The sequence below is a fragment of the Enterococcus sp. AZ140 genome (assembly GCF_051714405.1).
Lineage (GTDB): Bacteria > Bacillota > Bacilli > Lactobacillales > Enterococcaceae > Enterococcus_B > Enterococcus_B pernyi.
Window position 1 is genome coordinate 2,190,354 of the sequence record NZ_JBIORU010000001.1, and the last position, 16,042, is coordinate 2,206,395.

Genomic DNA, 16,042 nt, shown 5'->3' on the forward strand with positions numbered 1-16,042 from the left:
TTCTATAAATCACAGAAATATGCCTTCATCCTTAAGGAGAAACACTTTTGGTTTCTAGTTGACGTTCTGCCTTACTCTCTAGGACTTTTTCTTTTATTCTAATACAAAAAACTGCAAGGCTACTTTTACAAGTAACTTGCAGTTTTTTGTGATTTCTCTTACTTATTCTTCTGGGAAATCTTCGTCTTCAAATTCTTCGTCTTCTTCGTCATCGTCTTCGATAATGCTTAGATCTTCTTCGATGTTTCCTGGGATTTCTTCTTCTTCGTCTCCAGTATCTGCACCAATTTCTTGTAAGTCTGAATTGTATGCAGCGATTTCTTCATCATCGTCATCTTCATCTTCAAAAAGATCATCATCGTCTTCGTCAGACAGATCAGTATCTTCTGGGTCATCATCGTTATAATCGATGGCATCTTCGTCATCATTGATAAAGGCATTGACTTTTTTGCGTTTACGACGACGTGGTGTATCCTCGTCTTCTTCGTCGATTCCATGGTTGACTTCTTCATCGATCGAATCGATGGCATACCATGAACGCAAGCCCCAACGATTGTCGCCTAATGAAATAAAGCTACCGTCGATATTTAAGTCAGTATAAAATTGTGCGAGTGAATCACGAATGTCACTATCTGATTTGCCAAGATATGTTTGAATCTCATTTGCTAAATCAGAAAAGTCCATCACATCACCACGCTGCTCTAAGATCGCGTGTGCGACTTCGATCATTGATAATTCGTTTTTGTTTGCACCTTCAAATACACTAATTTCCAATCAGGACACGTCCTTTCACAGTCTACTCCTTATCATACAAAATCACAGGTAAAAAATCAAACGTTTCTTTGCTATTTATGCAGTAAAATCTAAGACCATCTCATATTCGCCTATTTTTTCTACACCCATGAACAAATCGTAATCGATCATGACCTTGCCAGCCGTTGGACGATCTTTTAGACTGACGTGTAGTTCTTTTGTGAATGTGTCGACTTGGATCATTCCATAAGGCGTGCGGTAATGGGTTTCTAGACGCTCCCGATAGGCAAATTTTAAACGCATACGCATTTCACCAGCACGGATCAATTGCACGTGACCATCCGGCATGATCTTGATTGTGACAGGAATTTCTTCTTGTCCTTCTTGGATCTCTTTATAGCGTATGTATAAGGTATCGCCAATTTTGACCATCTGTCCTTTCAGATCAAAATAAAAATCTTGATGCTCTCCTTGTTGTTTCACTTTTGTACGTAATTGTATCGAAATCGGTAATCCAGATCGTTCCATTTGACATTCTCCTTTTCTCATAGCTACATTGTTCCCACTTTCCACTGATTTGTCAACCGACAGGTCTAAAGAGCAGATAACTTTTTCCTCTCTTCTTTAATAATTTGGAGTATAATGAAGGAAGTGGGCGTGAGACTCCTATTGTATTATAACGATTTGGGGGCTGTGACATGATCCTCTCGTCACACCTAAGTTCAAATAAAAGATAGGTAAAGCACCCGTTCTCAAACAGATTTAACTAGGAGCTGAGTACATGACATCCATCATTTTGGATCAAGAAGTCTACCACACAAACGATTTTTCTCCGTTTGCTTTAACGGATATTTTAACAGAGAATTCAAAAAAAAAGCAACAAACTTTTCTACATTTTTGGCAATATCAACAGACAGTTATTCTTGGTATGAAAGATACTCGGACACCCTTTTTAGCTGATGGGATAAAGGTTATCCAACATGCGGGATTTACCCCAGTGATTCGTAATGCCGGTGGACTTGGCATCATTTCCGATCAAGGAATCTTGAATATCTCATTGATTTTCCCGCAAGAGGATGAGAATAGGATCTCGATCGATGAAGGCTACGAAAAGATGCTCGCTCTGACTCGCCAAGCTTTTCCTGTTTACGCCGACAAAATAGAAGCCTATGAAATCAAAGAGTCCTACTGTCCAGGTACGTATGACCTTAGTATCGATGGTAAAAAATTTGCCGGGATTGCCCAACGTCGCATTAAAAACGGGATTTCAGTCATGATGTACCTTAGCGTGAATGGGGATCAAGAAAAACGAGGCGAACTGATGCGACAGTTTTATCAACAAGCGTTGAAAGAACAGTTTGGTACGGATGGCTACCCTGCCGTGAGACCAACAAGTATGGAGACATTAGAAGAGTTATTCGCTACGTCATTGACGGTCGTGCAAGTAAAAGAGTCATTTATCAAGGCATTTGATACAATGTATCCAACAAGTATTTCGATGGATTCTGACGCTTGGCAAAAAGCCAATGTCTCACCAGATGAGTGGCAAGCACAAATCGAGCGTATGAACCAACGAAATGTACTAAAGGAGATGGCTTATGACAACACCTTATAAATACAAACTGTTACCAATGGAAAAAGTCTTTAGAGATCCAGTGCATAACTACATCCACGTGCAACATCAAGTGATTTTAGACTTGATCAATTCGAAAGAAGTCCAGCGATTACGACGGATCAAACAACTCGGAACTTCGTCATTTACTTTCCATGGCGCAGAGCATAGCCGTTTCACTCATTCACTCGGTGTATACGAAATCTCCCGACGCATCTGTGACATTTTTTCAAGAAATTTCTCCATTGAAAAAATCGGCCCTTCTGGTTGGGATGATCGGGAACGTCTCGTGACTTTATGTGCCGCCTTACTCCATGATATTGGCCATGGGCCTTATTCACATACCTTTGAACATATTTTCCAGACCAATCATGAAGCAATCACTGTAGAGATCATTACTTCGCCAGAAACGGAAGTCTATCAGATTTTGAATCGTGTCGAAGAAGGTTTTCCTGAGAAAGTGGCTAGTGTGATCCAAAAAACGTATCCAAATCCACAAGTCGTCCAAATGATCTCTAGCCAAATCGATGCCGATCGTATGGATTACCTTTTACGTGATGCCTATTTTACAGGTACAGAATATGGAACGTTCGATCTGACAAGGATTTTGCGTGTGATTCGCCCCTATCAAGGTGGAATCGCCTTCTCCATGAATGGGATGCACGCAGTAGAGGATTATATCGTCAGTCGCTATCAGATGTATGTCCAAGTATACTTTCATCCAGTTTCTCGGGGAATGGAAGTCGTCTTGGAGCATCTGTTGCATCGTGCCCATGAACTTTATCACCAAGATGATGATAGTTTTGCACGTCATTCACAGTTACTGTTGCCATTTTTAGATGGCACATTTAGTTTAGATGAGTACTTAAAGCTGGATGATGGCGTCTTGAATACGTGTTTCAGTCAATGGACGGATTCATCTGATCCAATCCTTAGTGACTTAGCCAAACGCTTCTTAAATCGTAAACCATTGAAATCAGCAATGTTTTCTGGTGATCGTCAGTCCCCACTGATTGCTGAATTGACCTCTTTGGTCGAAAAAGTGGGCTACAATCCAAACTATTATACAGCCATCAATTCAAGCTATGACCTGCCTTATGATTTTTACCGTCCAGAAGAAGGCAGACATCGCACACAAATTGAAATCTTGCGAAATGACGGAACTTTGGTAGAATTATCAGAGGTCAGTCAATTAGTTGCTGCACTCGCAGGGCAAGAACAAGGAGATGAACGCTTCTTCTTTCCGAAAGAAATGGTCGATCCTACCTTGCGTAATCACTATGATCTTTTTGATGAAACCTACCAAGAATTTGCGCGTCATATCCATAATGGCGCATTGATTGAAGAAATAAACTAACTAAGGAGAATGTTATGTCTATCAAATTAGTCGCTATCGATATCGATGGCACCCTTTTAAACGAAAAAAGAGAAATCACACAAGAAGTAAAAGAAGCAATTGCAAGCGCTGTGGAAAAAAATGTGGCAATCGTACTATGTACAGGTCGTCCGCTTCCAGGAGTCAAAAACCAATTGAATGAATTGGGATTATACCAAGACAACGATTATGTGATCACTTATAACGGTGCGTTAGTCCAACAAACAAAATCCGGCAAGATCATTGCTCGTCATGGCTTGACTTATGAAGATTTCTTGGAGATCGAAGTCATGGCCAGACGTGTGGGAAGTCATTTGCATTCGATCGATGATCAAACGATCTATACAACAAATCGTGATATCAGTCCCTATACTGTCCATGAAGCTTTTTTAGTCAACATGCCATTGAAATATCGGACAGCTGATGAAATGACACCTGATATGAGTATCGTGAAGATGATGATGATCGATGAACCAGCGATCCTAGATGCTGCCATCGCTCGTTTACCACAAACTTTCCGCGAAAAATATACAACTGTCAAGAGTTCACCTTTCTACTTTGAGATCTTGAACAAAGAAGCTAGTAAAGGCGCTGCTGTTGCTAACTTAGCCCAACATCTAGGAATCAAACAAGAGGAGATCATGGCAATCGGTGACAACGAAAATGATTTGTCGATGATCGAATACGCTGGATTAGGCGTGGCGATGGGAAATGCCGTTCCGTTGATAAAAGAAGCGGCTAATGTGGTCACTGCAACCAACGATGAACACGGTGTGGCCGAAGCAATCAAAAAATATGTCTTGTAAAAGTAATGAATAAAAACAGCTCATTTCGAAGACCGAAGTATCGGCTCTTTCTTATGAGCTGTTTTTTTGTTCAATTTTGCTTCATCGCTAACCATTTTTCCACTGCCCAACGATGACTTCCTCGTTTTAATTTTTCTAAGGCAGTTTCAGGAGTGACCCACCAGATCGATTGGTCTTTTTCGGTTGGTTCCCCTACCTTTTGCCAACTCTTTGCTACATAAAAATAGCCAGGATTGTGGAAGTAAGTTTTTCGATGGTTTGAGTAAAAATATTCCGCTGCTTCCCCTAGATAACAAGCAATCTCTGCGCTGATCCCCATTTCCTCCAGTAATTCACGAGAAATCGCTTCTTCATTTGTTTCCTGTCCCTCTTTTTCACCGCCTGGCAAAAAAAAGGCACCATTTGGCGCTTCGATCATTGCGATTTTCCCATGTGTTTCGACAATGATATACGCTGCGTAACGGTCTTGGTAATTTGCAGACTCGTCTTTTTCGCCAAACATTGGGTTTTCCATAGGTATTGTCCCTTCATCTTTTTCTTTCTATTCTACATGAGAGTTTTCTCATAAACAAGCACAAACCCATAGCGTACTTGAAATTTTTGATATGATAATGTGGAAAAGGTAAAAAAGAAAGGAAGATATACTTATGAAAATGGCTCACACTTGCGTCCGCGTTAAAGATCTTGACGCTTCTTTAAAATTCTATCAAACAGCATTCGGCTTTGAAGAAAGTCGTCGTCGCGATTTTCCAGAAAACAAGTTCACGCTGGTTTACTTGACTTTACCAGGAGATGATTACGAATTAGAGTTGACTTACAACTATGATCATGAAGGCTATGATTTAGGAAATGGCTACGGTCATATCGCTATTTCAGTTGAAGACTTAGAAGCACTTCATGAAAAACATCAAGCAGCAGGCTTCAACGTGACTGACTTGAAAGGACTGCCAGGAACAGCTCCGTCTTATTACTTCGTTGTTGATCCTGATGGTTACAAAATCGAAGTGATTCGTACAAAATAAATAGAGCAACACTAAAAAACAGAGGATGTGAACACCGCGTGTCAACTTCCTCTGTTTTTTTCTGTTCTTAAAACCTCTTACTGTTAACCGATCAATACGCTCTCTTCTGGATATTTGTACTTCGTCCCTACTTGATTTCCTTTTACAAGAATAGAGAAAAAGACGGTTAAAATCCCTACACGTCCGATATACATCAATGACATGATGATCAGTTTCCCGACTTCTGTCAAATCTGGCGTCAACCCCATTGTCAACCCAACTGTTCCAAAAGCTGAGAACACTTCAAAAGCAATATATTCGATGCCTGAAGTTTCTGGGATCGTCTCAGTCACAGACAAGACCATGATCGCCAACATACATAAAGACAATGTAACGAAAAACAATGTCAGTGCGCGAAGTACTGCTGCTGGGCGAATCGTTCGTCCGAAAGCTTCAGCTCTGGTTTTCCCGTTAAATGTCGCATGCATTTGAATCAATAGGATGCCCAAAGTAGTGGTCTTTAACCCACCTGCTGTTGAACCGGATGTTCCACCGATATACATCAAGATCATTGTCAACATCAAGCCGGCATGGCTCATTTGTAAATAGTCGATGGAGTAGTAACCAGCTGTTCTTGGTGTGACACTCATGAAGAACGTATTTGCTAAACGTTCAAGATAAGTTCCTTCAACTAGATGGATCGCATTTTGTTCGGTAAAGAAAAAGACGATAAAACCGCCCACCAATAAGCCACCAGTGACAATCAATGCAATTTTTGAGTGGAGAGTGATTTTCTTTACTTTATGATAACTAAGTAGATCCCGCCAAACAATGAAACCTAACCCACCAGCAATGATCAGCGCAGAGACCACCATTAAGAGATAGATGTTTGGCTGATCATTTGCTAAGCTATCCCCTAACAAATCAAACCCAGCATTACAAAAACTTGATACGGCATGGAAGATGCTGTACCAAATCCCTTTTGTCCATCCGTAAGTCGGCACAAATGTAAAACTCAAGGCAAGTGCTCCCAGCCCTTGGATGACCATTGCGAATTTCAAGATATAGAGCATCAAACTCATAACACCTGACATGATTTCAAGATTCAATGCTTCTTTTAGTAAGATCCGCATACTAAAGCTGACTTTTTTCTTCGCTACTGCAAAGAAAATAATGGGGATCATCATAAAACCTAAACCACCGATCTCGATCAAAACCATGATCAGAAACTGACCGGCTTCATTCCAATGCGCCGCAGTGTTCAATGTAGTCAAGCCAGTGACACAGACGGCTGAAGTTGCAGTAAATAATGCATCAATATAATTCGTCGGTTCGCCACTTTTACTAAAGAAAGGCAAAGTAAGTAAACTGCCACCAACTAAGATCAAAAGAAAAAAGCCAACAGCAATCAATTGAACTGGTGACAGTTGTTTTGTTATCCTCTGTTTCATTCGAATCACTCCTCTAAGACCGTTAGCTACCTTCGCAACGAACAAATGAAGTAGCTATTGCTCTCACGGATGTAAAAGTAAGTCCGCCAAACGCTCGCTCTCTTTTCATCCCTTATCTTACCCTGTTTTTCTTCTTCCAGCAAAGAATTTGAGTCTTTTTTCTCCCTTATACCTGTTCGTTTGATACACCTGCTTTCGAACAAACAATAGGAACGCTCAAATGAGCTCTACAAAAAGAAAAAACTCCAGATAATAAGCCATAAACGTCCGAAATTAGTTAAAGATATTTTTCGACGTTTACGGCCTATTCTTCGGAGCTTAGAACTGTAGCTCGGATGAACGACCAACGTTACTAATTTGCTCAGATGACTTAGCTAATCAGCGTTCCCCATATTTTTCACTTTGATCAAGCGAGTAACTTCCGCACGTTCATTTTCTTCTAACTTCATCTTGATATAATAGATCGTTTCTTCTAATTGTGGGATCGTCATGTACTCTAACGCATTCACTCTGCGCCGTGTTTTTTCGATCTCGCCCGCCATCAGTTGACAGGTTTTCTCGATCTCTGTCAACTCAAGGAGCTTAGGCAGAAATGAGGTAAAACGATCGATCGAACGGTCTAATTCTGCATTGGAATTCAAATAGCCATAATCCACCGGTGCTTCGCCTAGCTGTTCGTCATATTCAAAATTCATGATCGGTACTTTGACGCTCATAATGTTTTTTTCGATAACAGCTAACTCGACATTTTCAGCCGGTAGTACAAACAATTCATCAATGAAGGCTTCAGGTAATGAAGCTTTCGCAAGGACAAAATCGCTCATAGCTGCTGTCATTTCTTTTTCTACTACTTGGCGCAGTTCATTGTTCTTACGGATCAGTAGGATGAATTGACGCATCAATTCATCCTGCTTATCCTTCAACAATTTGTGTCCTCTTGTTGCAGTCGTCAATTGTTTTTTGAGTCGTGTCAATTCCATTCGTGTCGGATTAACATTTAATCGAACCATCTGACACTCACTCCCCTTCTGGCAGGTACTGGTCAAGCAGATCGTCTTTGATCCGTTTTAATTCCGTTCGTGGAAGCATGGCTAAAAGTTCCCATCCTAGATCCAGCGTTTCAGCGATCGAGCGATTGGTATAAAAACCTTGATTGACATATTCTTTTTCAAAACGTTCCGCAAATTTTGCGTAGATCTTGTCCACATCTGACAACGCCGATTCCCCTAAGACAACAGCTAATTCTTTGGCTTGTTTGCCTTGAGCATACGCCGCAAACAATTGGTTCATCGTTGCTGCATGATCTTTTCTAGTTTTCCCTTCACCTGTCCCTTTATCTTTCAAACGTGAAAGTGAAGGCAAGACATCGATCGGTGGTTGGATGCCGCTCTTGTACAATTCCCTCGTCAAAATGATTTGTCCTTCTGTGATATAGCCGGTCAAATCAGGGATCGGATGGGTCTTATCGTCTTCTGGCATAGTCAAGATCGGGATCTGTGTCACAGAACCCTTCAACCCACGGATTCGACCAGCTCGTTCATATAAAGTTGCTAAGTTCGTATAAAGATACCCTGGATAGCCACGACGACCAGGCACTTCACGACGGGCAGCAGAGATTTCGCGTAATGCTTCGGCGTAGTTGGTCATATCTGTCATGATGACTAACACGTGCATCCCTTTTTCATAAGCAAGATATTCAGCCGCAGTCAATGCCATGCGAGGTGTTGCGATCCGTTCGATGGCTGGATCATTCGCTAAGTTCATGAACATCACCGAACGATCTATTGCTCCCGTCTGGCGGAAGTCTTCCATAAAGAATTCTGCTTCTTCAAAGGTGATTCCAATGGCAGCAAAAACAACTGCAAAATCATCAGAAGAGTCTAATACCGTCGCTTGTCTCGCAATTTGAGCAGCTAATTCTTTGTGTGGCAAACCAGAGCCGGAAAATACCGGCAATTTTTGTCCTCTGACCAAAGTATTCAGGTGATCGATTGCTGAGATACCTGTTTGGATAAACTCATCAGGATAATCACGAGCCACCGGGTTGATGACTTCTCCATTGATGTCCAAGTATTTTTCTGGTAGGATTTCTGGCCCATTGTCTTTTGGACGACCTAACCCGTCGAATACGCGACCGATCATGTCTTCAGAAACCCCCAACTCTAATGGGTGCCCTAAAAAGCGGACCGTTGAATCTCTCAGATTGATCCCACTAGTTCCTTCAAAAATTTGGACCATCGCTTTGTCTTCTTGTACTTCAAGTACTTGTCCACGACGAATCTCGCCATTTTGCATTCGAACTTCGATCAATTCTTCGTATTTCACCCCAGCGACTTTCTCGACCGCCATCAAAGGTCCGACCACTTCGCCAATTGTTCGATATTCTTTAATCATCGGTCATTCCTCCTTCTGAAACGATTGCTTGGATCGTTGGTTTGATATTCGCTTGGATTTCATCTAATTTCTCTAATTCTGTTTCTGGCACGAATTTACTACGACCGATTCGTTCTCTCAATCCCACAGTTCCTTTCATGATCTCACTGAGATAAGCACCTAATGAAATCGCCTGACGTGCTTCTTCACCAAAAGATAGGATCAATTTCAACATCTTGAATTGCTTTTCTCTAGAAGTAAATGTATCCACGTCATCAAACGCATTTTGTTGTAAGTAATCTTCACGAATGGATTTTGCTACTTCAAGCGTCAAGCGATCATTATCTGAAAGTGAATCGACACCAACAAGACGCACGATTTCATTCAATTGCTCTTCTTGTTGCAAGATACGCATTCCTTCTGCCACCATCTCTGCCCAATTCGCTTGTAGGATCTGATCCATATAACGTCCCACTTCTGACGAATAAAGAGAATAGCTTTGAATCCAATTGATGGATGGAAAATGACGCTTCTGCGCCAGACTGGAATCTAATCCCCAGAATACTTTCACGACGCGCAACGTATTTTGCGTCACTGGTTCAGAAACATCTCCACCAGATGGTGAGACCGCACTGATCGCTGTAATGCTTCCTTCACGTTCTTCACTACCTAAAGCAATGACACGTCCAGAACGTTCATAGTATTCTGCTAAACGAGAACCTAAATATGCAGGATAGCCTTCATCACCAGGCATTTCTTCTAAACGTCCACTCATTTCTCGCAATGCCTCTGCCCAACGAGAAGTGGAATCTGCCATGATCGCCACATCATATCCCATATCACGGAAATATTCCGCAATAGTGATCCCTGTATAGATCGATGCTTCCCGTGCAGCTACTGGCATATTTGATGTATTGGCAATCAATACGGTACGTTCCATCAATGATTCACCTGTATTAGGATCAATCAATTCTGGAAACTCATTCAGTACGTCCGTCATCTCATTACCACGTTCACCACAACCAACATAAACGACCATATCGACATCTGCCCATTTAGCAATTTGGTGCTGAACAACTGTTTTACCAGCACCAAAAGGGCCAGGTACAGCGGCAGCTCCGCCTTTTGTCACTGGGAAAAAGGTATCGATAACACGTTGCCCCGTGATCATTGGCGCGTCCGGATTCAATTTTGCTTTGATCGGACGACTCCGTCTAACAGGCCATTTTTGCAACATCGTCAATTCTCGCAAACCGTCTTCTGTTTCGATGACACAAACCACTTCATCGATTGTAAATGATCCCGCTTCGATTTTTTTGATTTTTCCTTTGACGCCATGAGGTACCATGATTTTGTGTTGGATGATCTTTGTTTCATCCACCACACCTAGAACATCTCCGGTACTGACTTCTTGCCCGACTTCAGCAGTTGCTTCAAACCACCATTTTTTTTCATGGTCTAACGCTGGTAATTGGACACCACGACTTAAAAAGTTGCTTTGCGTGATCGCCATGAACGTATCCAATGGCCGTTGGATCCCATCAAACATTTGTGAAATGATCCCAGGCGCCAACTCAACAGACAACGCTTCACCTGTTGAACGAACGGGTTCACCAGGGCCGATCCCTGAAGTTTCTTCGTATACTTGTATCGATGCGACATCTCCGCGCATCTCAATGATTTCGCCGATGACTCCTAGCTCTCCCACTAAGCACATATCTTGGATACTTGCATCTGACATATTTTTTGCCATCACGAGAGGGCCGGAGACTTTTATGATTTTTCCAATTTGCAATGCACTATCTCCTTTACATTCTATAAGATATTTTGTCCAACTGCTTTTTCCACACTCTTTTGGATCTCTGCTACGCCGATCCCCATCGTTCCTTGATGGCTAGGGATTAGGACAATTGCTGGCGTCATCGATTCTTTGTAACGTTCTATCGTCTCAGGTGTCATCGCCGCCGATTGTTCTGTGACATAGATCACTCCATAGGCGCTTTTTGCCATTTGTTCGATTGCGCGCCTCACTTCTTGTGGCTCTGTCGCATAGTGCACATCAAACCCAAATAATTTAAATGGTAAAACAGAATCTTTGTCGCCAACGACACCGATTTTATGCGTCATAGACTTGTCTCACCCTTTCTCTGATCGTTTCATTATCAAAGTGATTTTTCTTACCGATCACTAATAACCGAAGATTTTTACTCTCAATTTCTTTTGCATTCAAGAAAGCAAGTAAAGGCAACGGGCCAAAAGCCTGCGTTTGTGCGGCTTCATACAGCGAAGATAAGTAATCGTCTTTGATTTGTTCTAATCGAACAAAATCTAGTTCTCCTTCATGGATTGCAGGTTCGATCAATTGACGATAATCTGTTGTTTGCAGAAAGTTCAAATAGGTATCCAACTCGCTTTTGACGAAACTCAAAAACGTTTCTTTCGGGATACTGCCAGAACTTGAAAGTACTGCAGTCATAAAACCGCTGGATCGTTGTTGCAAGATACCGCGTGCCATCGTCGTGATATTAGTCAAATCAATAAACGCAATGATTTCTTCCAGTAATTCCGGATACCCAAGTTTCTCTCCAAGACGGCGTTGCTCTGTCAAGAAATAGCGATCATAGATAACATCGATTCCTTGTAACACAGAGGATTCTTCGCAGTATTCATGGACTTCACGAATACTATCCATCAACTGCGAAGGCAATTCTGTAGAGGCTTGTGTATGGATTGCTTGCTTTAACGCTTCGCATGAATAAAAACCATCATTACGGTACAGATGATCTAGATTTTTACCCGTCATCTCAGCTTTTGTCAGGACTTTTAAATTATGGAACGTATAACGCATCGTATAGACCCAAACGACTTCAGGTTCTGGCGCCGATTCTTTCAACCAGGTAAATAGTTTGCCCGACTCAGCCAACAGATTTTCCTCAAAGTCCCGTTCAAAACCTTCGTAGATATAAGGATGATAAATCGTTGTTTTTAACATTTCGCCTAATGCGTCCAATGATTTCGTCTGGATCATGCGATCAAAATCTTCTTTTGATAAAAGTTCTAATTCTCTTCCACGAATCAAGGGATTTAATTCATGATAATCCATTCACCGATCCCTCCTTACTCGAATAGTTGTTTCGCAATTTCAAAGCGCATCTGTTCTTGCACTTCTTGTACTAGATCACGATAGACAAAGTTGTATTGTACGCCTTGGTCATCAATCAAAAATCCTGCTTCTTTGGCAATCCTTCGTTCGCTTAGATGCAAGGTAAAAGGCAACTGTTGATTCCACTTTGTCACTACTTCATTGGTTAAAATAGCAGCAGATTTTTCTCCGGCTAATAAAGTAACCTCACCAGATAAGGATAAATTCTGCACCATATTGAACATCAATGAAAGTTGATCTTCTGACGGCCAACTTTCTAATTCTTGGCGTGCTTCAGCAAACAAACGATGTAAAAATTCTTGTTTTTCATTGAGTGTTGCTTGACGCACTTCCACCTGTTGGCGATTTCTTAATTGTCGGTAACTCTTTTCAATTTCTTCAAGCTCTTTAGATTTTTGCTTTTCATAATCTGTTTCTAAACGCGCACGCTCGATTTTGAACTGCTGATCGATTTTTTCACGTTCTGCTTTTTCAAACGCCGCTCGTTCTGCTTCAGCTGTTTCATTCATTTGACGAATGATATTATCAATGGCGTTCATTGTTTTTCCTCCTTGTTTAAGCATTCAATACTAATAAGAAAGAAATAACGAAGCCTAAGATTGCGTAAGTTTCAACCATTGCGGCAAAGATAATTCCTTTAGTTGCGTGTTCTGGTTTTTTCGCTAAGATCTGGATACCTGCAGCAGATACTTTCCCCTGAGCAATCCCAGAAAACAATCCAGTAAAGGCGATCGGTAATGAAGCGCCTAAAAAATTCAATCCTTGGACAACCGACATATCTGCATTTAAATTGATAAAGATCAAGAAGGCGATTACGAATCCATAAAGTCCCTGTGTTCCAGGAAGCAATTGTAAAATCAACGCTTGTCCGAATTTTTCCGGTTGACTCGTCGTCAATGCTGCTGCGGCTTCACCGGTCATCCCCACACCTTTCGCTGATCCAATCCCTGAAAAGATCGTTGCTGTTGCCATTGCTAATACCGCAAATACCATTCCACCATTTTGAGCAATTAAGTAATCCATCATTTTTTAAAATTCCTCCAATTTTTTTCTACTTTTTCTTATGATTGATATTGACATATTTTTCCGCTGTTTTCAGTGGATCGAAGGCCCGTCCGCCTCCGGTATAAAATTTGCCGAAAAATTCGACATATTGCAATCTCGCTCCATGCACGTAGGCACTAAGCAAGGTCAAGAACATATTCAACGCATGTAAAGCAATGATCAATAAGATCCCGACACTAAAACGTGCGGCTGGCGGCATGAAAGCAACCAACATATTGAAGGCAGCGCCGATACTCCCACCAGAGATCCCCAAAGCCATCAATCGTGTATAACTCACTAGATCACCGATATAACCAGTCAATCCATACAAATTATACGCCCCTTTTGCGGCACCTTTGACTTTGGAAGAAGATTGAAAAATCGGAATGATCAAAATACATAGCGCTGATAAAATCGCTAATCCTGCACCTAGGTATACAAAGATCGGGTTTTTAAGAATCATACTACCAAGCAATAAAAGGACGACTCCTACTAAAATCCCTTGCCAGGCAAACCCATCATTGATCGCATCCACGTAATCTTTACGCTTGATATGCTCTTTTGCTGCGAGAAACAAACCGACTAAAATCTGGATAAGTCCAAAGACGACCGATAAGACTAAGATCGTATTGACATCATCTGTTGTAGACAACAATGGGAATGGCAAGTGGATACCTAACACTTCGGTCGGTAACGCTTGTCCGAAAAATGAACTGTAAATAAATCCCCAGATGATCGACGGAATGGCTAAGATCTCGAAAAACTTAGCAAATCGTTGCATCCCTCGAGGCAATACCAACAATTTTTGTGCAATGATTGCGCCTATAAGCATGAGTAAGCCATAACCAATATCAGCCACCATCATCCCGAAAAAGACAAGATAAAATGGCGTCATCCATGGTGTCGGATCGATTTCATGATACTTAGGTAAACTATACATTTCCGTCAGCATCTCAAATGGCGCAACAATTGGATGATTCTTCAATTTCGTTGGTACTTCTTCATTGATCTCTTCTTCTGTTGGTTCTTCGAAGCTGAGAAAGACTTCATCAGCAGACAACACATTTTCTACCTGCTGGATCAATTCTTGCTTTTCTTCCTCACCGACCCAACCTTGGACAACGATCAGGTAAGGTGCCATGACAAAGCGATCCTTCACTGCTTCTCGTTCTGCCATTGCTAATAGGATTTCTTCTGCCCATTCCAATTCTTGGATGTAACTACTACAACGACCGATTTTGATCGCTAATTGTTTTTGTGCTTCGTAACAAGCTTGCAACTCTTGTTTGATTTTCTGTAGCTGTTCTTTTGGCGTGACATCATAAGGATATGCTTCTTTGACAAAACCATAACGAGTAGCGATTTCATCGACAGCGGAGGCTGAAGTTTTGAGCACCACATAAGCCAAATAAGCGAAATGATCCGTTTCACTGATTTCTTCCACATAGACTTCTGGTATTTTTGCTAATGTTTCTCTAAACTCTGTCGCATTAGCAACACTGATCGTTCCCATCACAACTGTTGTTTGTTGGCTGCTAAAGCTTTGTGGAATAAAATCTAGATTTGACCAATGTGTCAACCAGTCTTCTTGCTCTGTCAATTGTTCTCGTTGTTCCGCCAATGTTTCCCATTGTTTCTTTAAGCCTAATATTTCAGTTAATCGCTTCGTAAATTCTTCTTCCGAATAATTTGCTTCTAGTTCCTGCAAGGTCAGTTCTCTTCGTTTGAGGTGTTGCTTCTTTTGTTGCTTGTCCCCGTGGTGATCAATGAATTGAACTGCTTCTCTTGTTTGCATGATCCGACTAGAGAGCGCATTGACAATCGGTTCTTTTTCAAAAATCGCTGCTTTAGGAAAGTAAGTATCGACCCATTGATTATTTGTCGTTTCTTGAAAAAGATCTCGGATCTCCACATTTTGGATGCCTTGGATCGTTTTTAACAGGACATCCTCATGGCGCTTATCGGAAATAAGAGTGACTTTCTCCATCTTAGTGACGGCCATAAGTTTCTTTCACCCTTTCAATGATTGCGTCAACCGCTTGCTTCCGTTGCTTTTCATATTGTTCTTGTACGATGGATTGCAATCGTTTAGCATCTTCGTTCAATTTATTTTTTTCAGCAGTAGCTTGATGTTGTTCTGCTTGTTTTTTTTCTTCAAGCAACTGTTCTAAAAGTTTCCGCTGGTCTATACGAAATTGATTCAACTCTGCTTCTTTGATTTGTTTGTATTCTCTCAATTCCTGATGAAGTTTTTGCATGGTTTGTTCATTTGTTTTTTCAGCTTGTTGGATTTTTTCTAACGCTTCTAACACATTTCCCACATCCTTTCTCTAAAAAAAAGAGGGACATCCTTTCTTTTTTCATTGAAAGTATGTCCCTCTAAAAATAACTTCAGATAATCTAGGCACTTTCAAAAAAATGTTCTTCTCACCCCTTGAAGAACTAGATCCTTGAAGCTTGCGCC

At 41.3% G+C, this 16,042-nt stretch carries 17 protein-coding genes and 1 other annotated feature (1 of these 18 running past the window's edge); of the genes, 4 read left to right on the forward strand and 13 right to left on the reverse strand.

From position 1 onward, the window contains the following. Positions 1 to 162 precede the first annotated feature (162 nt). Positions 163 to 774 carry a DNA-directed RNA polymerase subunit delta gene (gene rpoE / locus IGJ39_RS10060; protein WP_438764587.1) on the reverse strand — a complete coding sequence of 204 codons (612 nt, stop codon included), beginning with the start codon at positions 772 to 774 and terminating at the stop codon, positions 163 to 165. A gap of 75 nt (positions 775 to 849) precedes the next feature. Further along, entirely contained in the window at positions 850 to 1,281 is a 432-nt protein-coding gene (locus IGJ39_RS10065; RefSeq protein WP_104871761.1) for a DUF1934 domain-containing protein, read from the reverse strand. A 253-nt stretch (positions 1,282 to 1,534) separates the two neighbouring features. Here IGJ39_RS10065 and IGJ39_RS10070 point away from each other — a divergent pair, with 253 nt between their 5' ends. The 3 genes from IGJ39_RS10070 to yidA are packed head-to-tail and all read left to right on the forward strand — an operon-like array spanning position 1,535 to position 4,546. Next, positions 1,535 to 2,368 carry a lipoate--protein ligase family protein gene (locus tag IGJ39_RS10070; protein ID WP_019723162.1) on the forward strand — a complete coding sequence of 278 codons (834 nt, stop codon included), beginning with the start codon at positions 1,535 to 1,537 and terminating at the stop codon, positions 2,366 to 2,368. Further along, on the forward strand, positions 2,352 to 3,722 hold the full coding sequence (locus IGJ39_RS10075; RefSeq protein WP_065095691.1) for an HD domain-containing protein: 1,371 nt from the start codon (positions 2,352 to 2,354) through the stop codon (positions 3,720 to 3,722). Before IGJ39_RS10070 ends, IGJ39_RS10075 begins: the two co-directional genes overlap by 17 nt. Before the next feature lie 14 nt (positions 3,723 to 3,736). After that, complete coding sequence (yidA, locus tag IGJ39_RS10080) at positions 3,737 to 4,546, forward strand: sugar-phosphatase (protein ID WP_010734853.1); 810 nt, start codon at positions 3,737 to 3,739, stop codon at positions 4,544 to 4,546. A 70-nt stretch (positions 4,547 to 4,616) separates the two neighbouring features. On the opposite strand, the gene IGJ39_RS10085 is transcribed toward yidA, so the two are convergent. Next, a complete protein-coding gene (locus tag IGJ39_RS10085) occupies positions 4,617 to 5,060 on the reverse strand; it encodes an NUDIX hydrolase (RefSeq protein ID WP_019723164.1) in 444 nt (147 codons plus the stop codon). Between the two features lie 133 nt (positions 5,061 to 5,193). On the opposite strand from IGJ39_RS10085, the gene gloA reads away from it, so the two are divergent. Continuing rightward, positions 5,194 to 5,568: a lactoylglutathione lyase gene (gene gloA / locus IGJ39_RS10090; protein WP_010734851.1), complete on the forward strand. Its 375-nt coding sequence runs from the start codon at positions 5,194 to 5,196 to the stop codon at positions 5,566 to 5,568. Positions 5,569 to 5,651: 83 nt separating this feature from the next. On the opposite strand, the gene IGJ39_RS10095 is transcribed toward gloA, so the two are convergent. The 10 genes from IGJ39_RS10095 to IGJ39_RS10140 form a co-directional block, all read right to left on the reverse strand. Continuing rightward, positions 5,652 to 6,998, reverse strand: a complete 1,347-nt coding sequence (locus IGJ39_RS10095; protein ID WP_019723165.1) for a TrkH family potassium uptake protein — start codon at positions 6,996 to 6,998, stop codon at positions 5,652 to 5,654. Between the two features lie 374 nt (positions 6,999 to 7,372). Next, positions 7,373 to 8,008 carry a V-type ATP synthase subunit D gene (locus IGJ39_RS10100; RefSeq protein WP_010734849.1) on the reverse strand — a complete coding sequence of 212 codons (636 nt, stop codon included), beginning with the start codon at positions 8,006 to 8,008 and terminating at the stop codon, positions 7,373 to 7,375. A 7-nt stretch (positions 8,009 to 8,015) separates the two neighbouring features. Further along, a complete protein-coding gene (locus tag IGJ39_RS10105; RefSeq protein WP_019723166.1) occupies positions 8,016 to 9,392 on the reverse strand; it encodes a V-type ATP synthase subunit B in 1,377 nt (458 codons plus the stop codon). Next, entirely contained in the window at positions 9,385 to 11,166 is a 1,782-nt protein-coding gene (locus tag IGJ39_RS10110; RefSeq protein WP_019723167.1) for a V-type ATP synthase subunit A, read from the reverse strand. The genes IGJ39_RS10105 and IGJ39_RS10110 overlap by 8 nt, the downstream gene beginning before the upstream one ends. A 20-nt stretch (positions 11,167 to 11,186) precedes the next feature. Then, a complete protein-coding gene (locus IGJ39_RS10115; protein ID WP_019723168.1) occupies positions 11,187 to 11,498 on the reverse strand; it encodes a V-type ATP synthase subunit F in 312 nt (103 codons plus the stop codon). Beyond that, positions 11,488 to 12,474 (reverse strand): V-type ATPase subunit, encoded by a 987-nt coding sequence (locus IGJ39_RS10120; RefSeq protein ID WP_062804879.1) that lies wholly within the window; start codon positions 12,472 to 12,474, stop codon positions 11,488 to 11,490. Before IGJ39_RS10120 ends, IGJ39_RS10115 begins: the two co-directional genes overlap by 11 nt. Before the next feature lie 14 nt (positions 12,475 to 12,488). Further along, positions 12,489 to 13,073: a V-type ATP synthase subunit E gene (locus IGJ39_RS10125; protein WP_438764591.1), complete on the reverse strand. Its 585-nt coding sequence runs from the start codon at positions 13,071 to 13,073 to the stop codon at positions 12,489 to 12,491. Between the two features lie 16 nt (positions 13,074 to 13,089). Continuing rightward, positions 13,090 to 13,560 (reverse strand): V-type ATP synthase subunit K, encoded by a 471-nt coding sequence (locus IGJ39_RS10130; RefSeq protein WP_010734843.1) that lies wholly within the window; start codon positions 13,558 to 13,560, stop codon positions 13,090 to 13,092. A gap of 25 nt (positions 13,561 to 13,585) precedes the next feature. Continuing rightward, positions 13,586 to 15,580 (reverse strand): V-type ATP synthase subunit I, encoded by a 1,995-nt coding sequence (locus IGJ39_RS10135; RefSeq protein WP_438764593.1) that lies wholly within the window; start codon positions 15,578 to 15,580, stop codon positions 13,586 to 13,588. Beyond that, positions 15,567 to 15,899 (reverse strand): hypothetical protein, encoded by a 333-nt coding sequence (locus IGJ39_RS10140; protein ID WP_438764595.1) that lies wholly within the window; start codon positions 15,897 to 15,899, stop codon positions 15,567 to 15,569. Before IGJ39_RS10140 ends, IGJ39_RS10135 begins: the two co-directional genes overlap by 14 nt. Before the next feature lie 100 nt (positions 15,900 to 15,999). Further along, positions 16,000 to 16,042: a sequence feature (sodium ion sensor (DUF1646 type); this cis-regulatory element may regulate processes involved in with the transportation of sodium ions), on the reverse strand; it runs 5 nt beyond the window's last position.

Excerpts from the sequence above, each read along its gene's own strand:
- IGJ39_RS10065 (WP_104871761.1), bottom strand. The coding sequence starts at position 1,281 with ATGGAACGATCTGGATTACCGATTTCGATACAATTACGTACAAAAGTG.
- IGJ39_RS10070 (WP_019723162.1), top strand. The coding sequence starts at position 1,535 with ATGACATCCATCATTTTGGATCAAGAAGTCTACCACACAAACGATTTT.
- IGJ39_RS10075 (WP_065095691.1), top strand. The coding sequence starts at position 2,352 with ATGACAACACCTTATAAATACAAACTGTTACCAATGGAAAAAGTCTTT.
- yidA (WP_010734853.1), top strand. The coding sequence starts at position 3,737 with ATGTCTATCAAATTAGTCGCTATCGATATCGATGGCACCCTTTTAAAC.
- IGJ39_RS10085 (WP_019723164.1), bottom strand. The coding sequence starts at position 5,060 with ATGGAAAACCCAATGTTTGGCGAAAAAGACGAGTCTGCAAATTACCAA.
- gloA (WP_010734851.1), top strand. The coding sequence starts at position 5,194 with ATGAAAATGGCTCACACTTGCGTCCGCGTTAAAGATCTTGACGCTTCT.
- IGJ39_RS10095 (WP_019723165.1), bottom strand. The coding sequence starts at position 6,998 with ATGAAACAGAGGATAACAAAACAACTGTCACCAGTTCAATTGATTGCT.
- IGJ39_RS10100 (WP_010734849.1), bottom strand. The coding sequence starts at position 8,008 with ATGGTTCGATTAAATGTTAATCCGACACGAATGGAATTGACACGACTC.
- IGJ39_RS10105 (WP_019723166.1), bottom strand. The coding sequence starts at position 9,392 with ATGATTAAAGAATATCGAACAATTGGCGAAGTGGTCGGACCTTTGATG.
- IGJ39_RS10115 (WP_019723168.1), bottom strand. The coding sequence starts at position 11,498 with ATGACGCATAAAATCGGTGTCGTTGGCGACAAAGATTCTGTTTTACCA.
- IGJ39_RS10120 (WP_062804879.1), bottom strand. The coding sequence starts at position 12,474 with ATGGATTATCATGAATTAAATCCCTTGATTCGTGGAAGAGAATTAGAA.
- IGJ39_RS10125 (WP_438764591.1), bottom strand. The coding sequence starts at position 13,073 with ATGAACGCCATTGATAATATCATTCGTCAAATGAATGAAACAGCTGAA.
- IGJ39_RS10130 (WP_010734843.1), bottom strand. The coding sequence starts at position 13,560 with ATGATGGATTACTTAATTGCTCAAAATGGTGGAATGGTATTTGCGGTA.
- IGJ39_RS10135 (WP_438764593.1), bottom strand. The coding sequence starts at position 15,580 with ATGGCCGTCACTAAGATGGAGAAAGTCACTCTTATTTCCGATAAGCGC.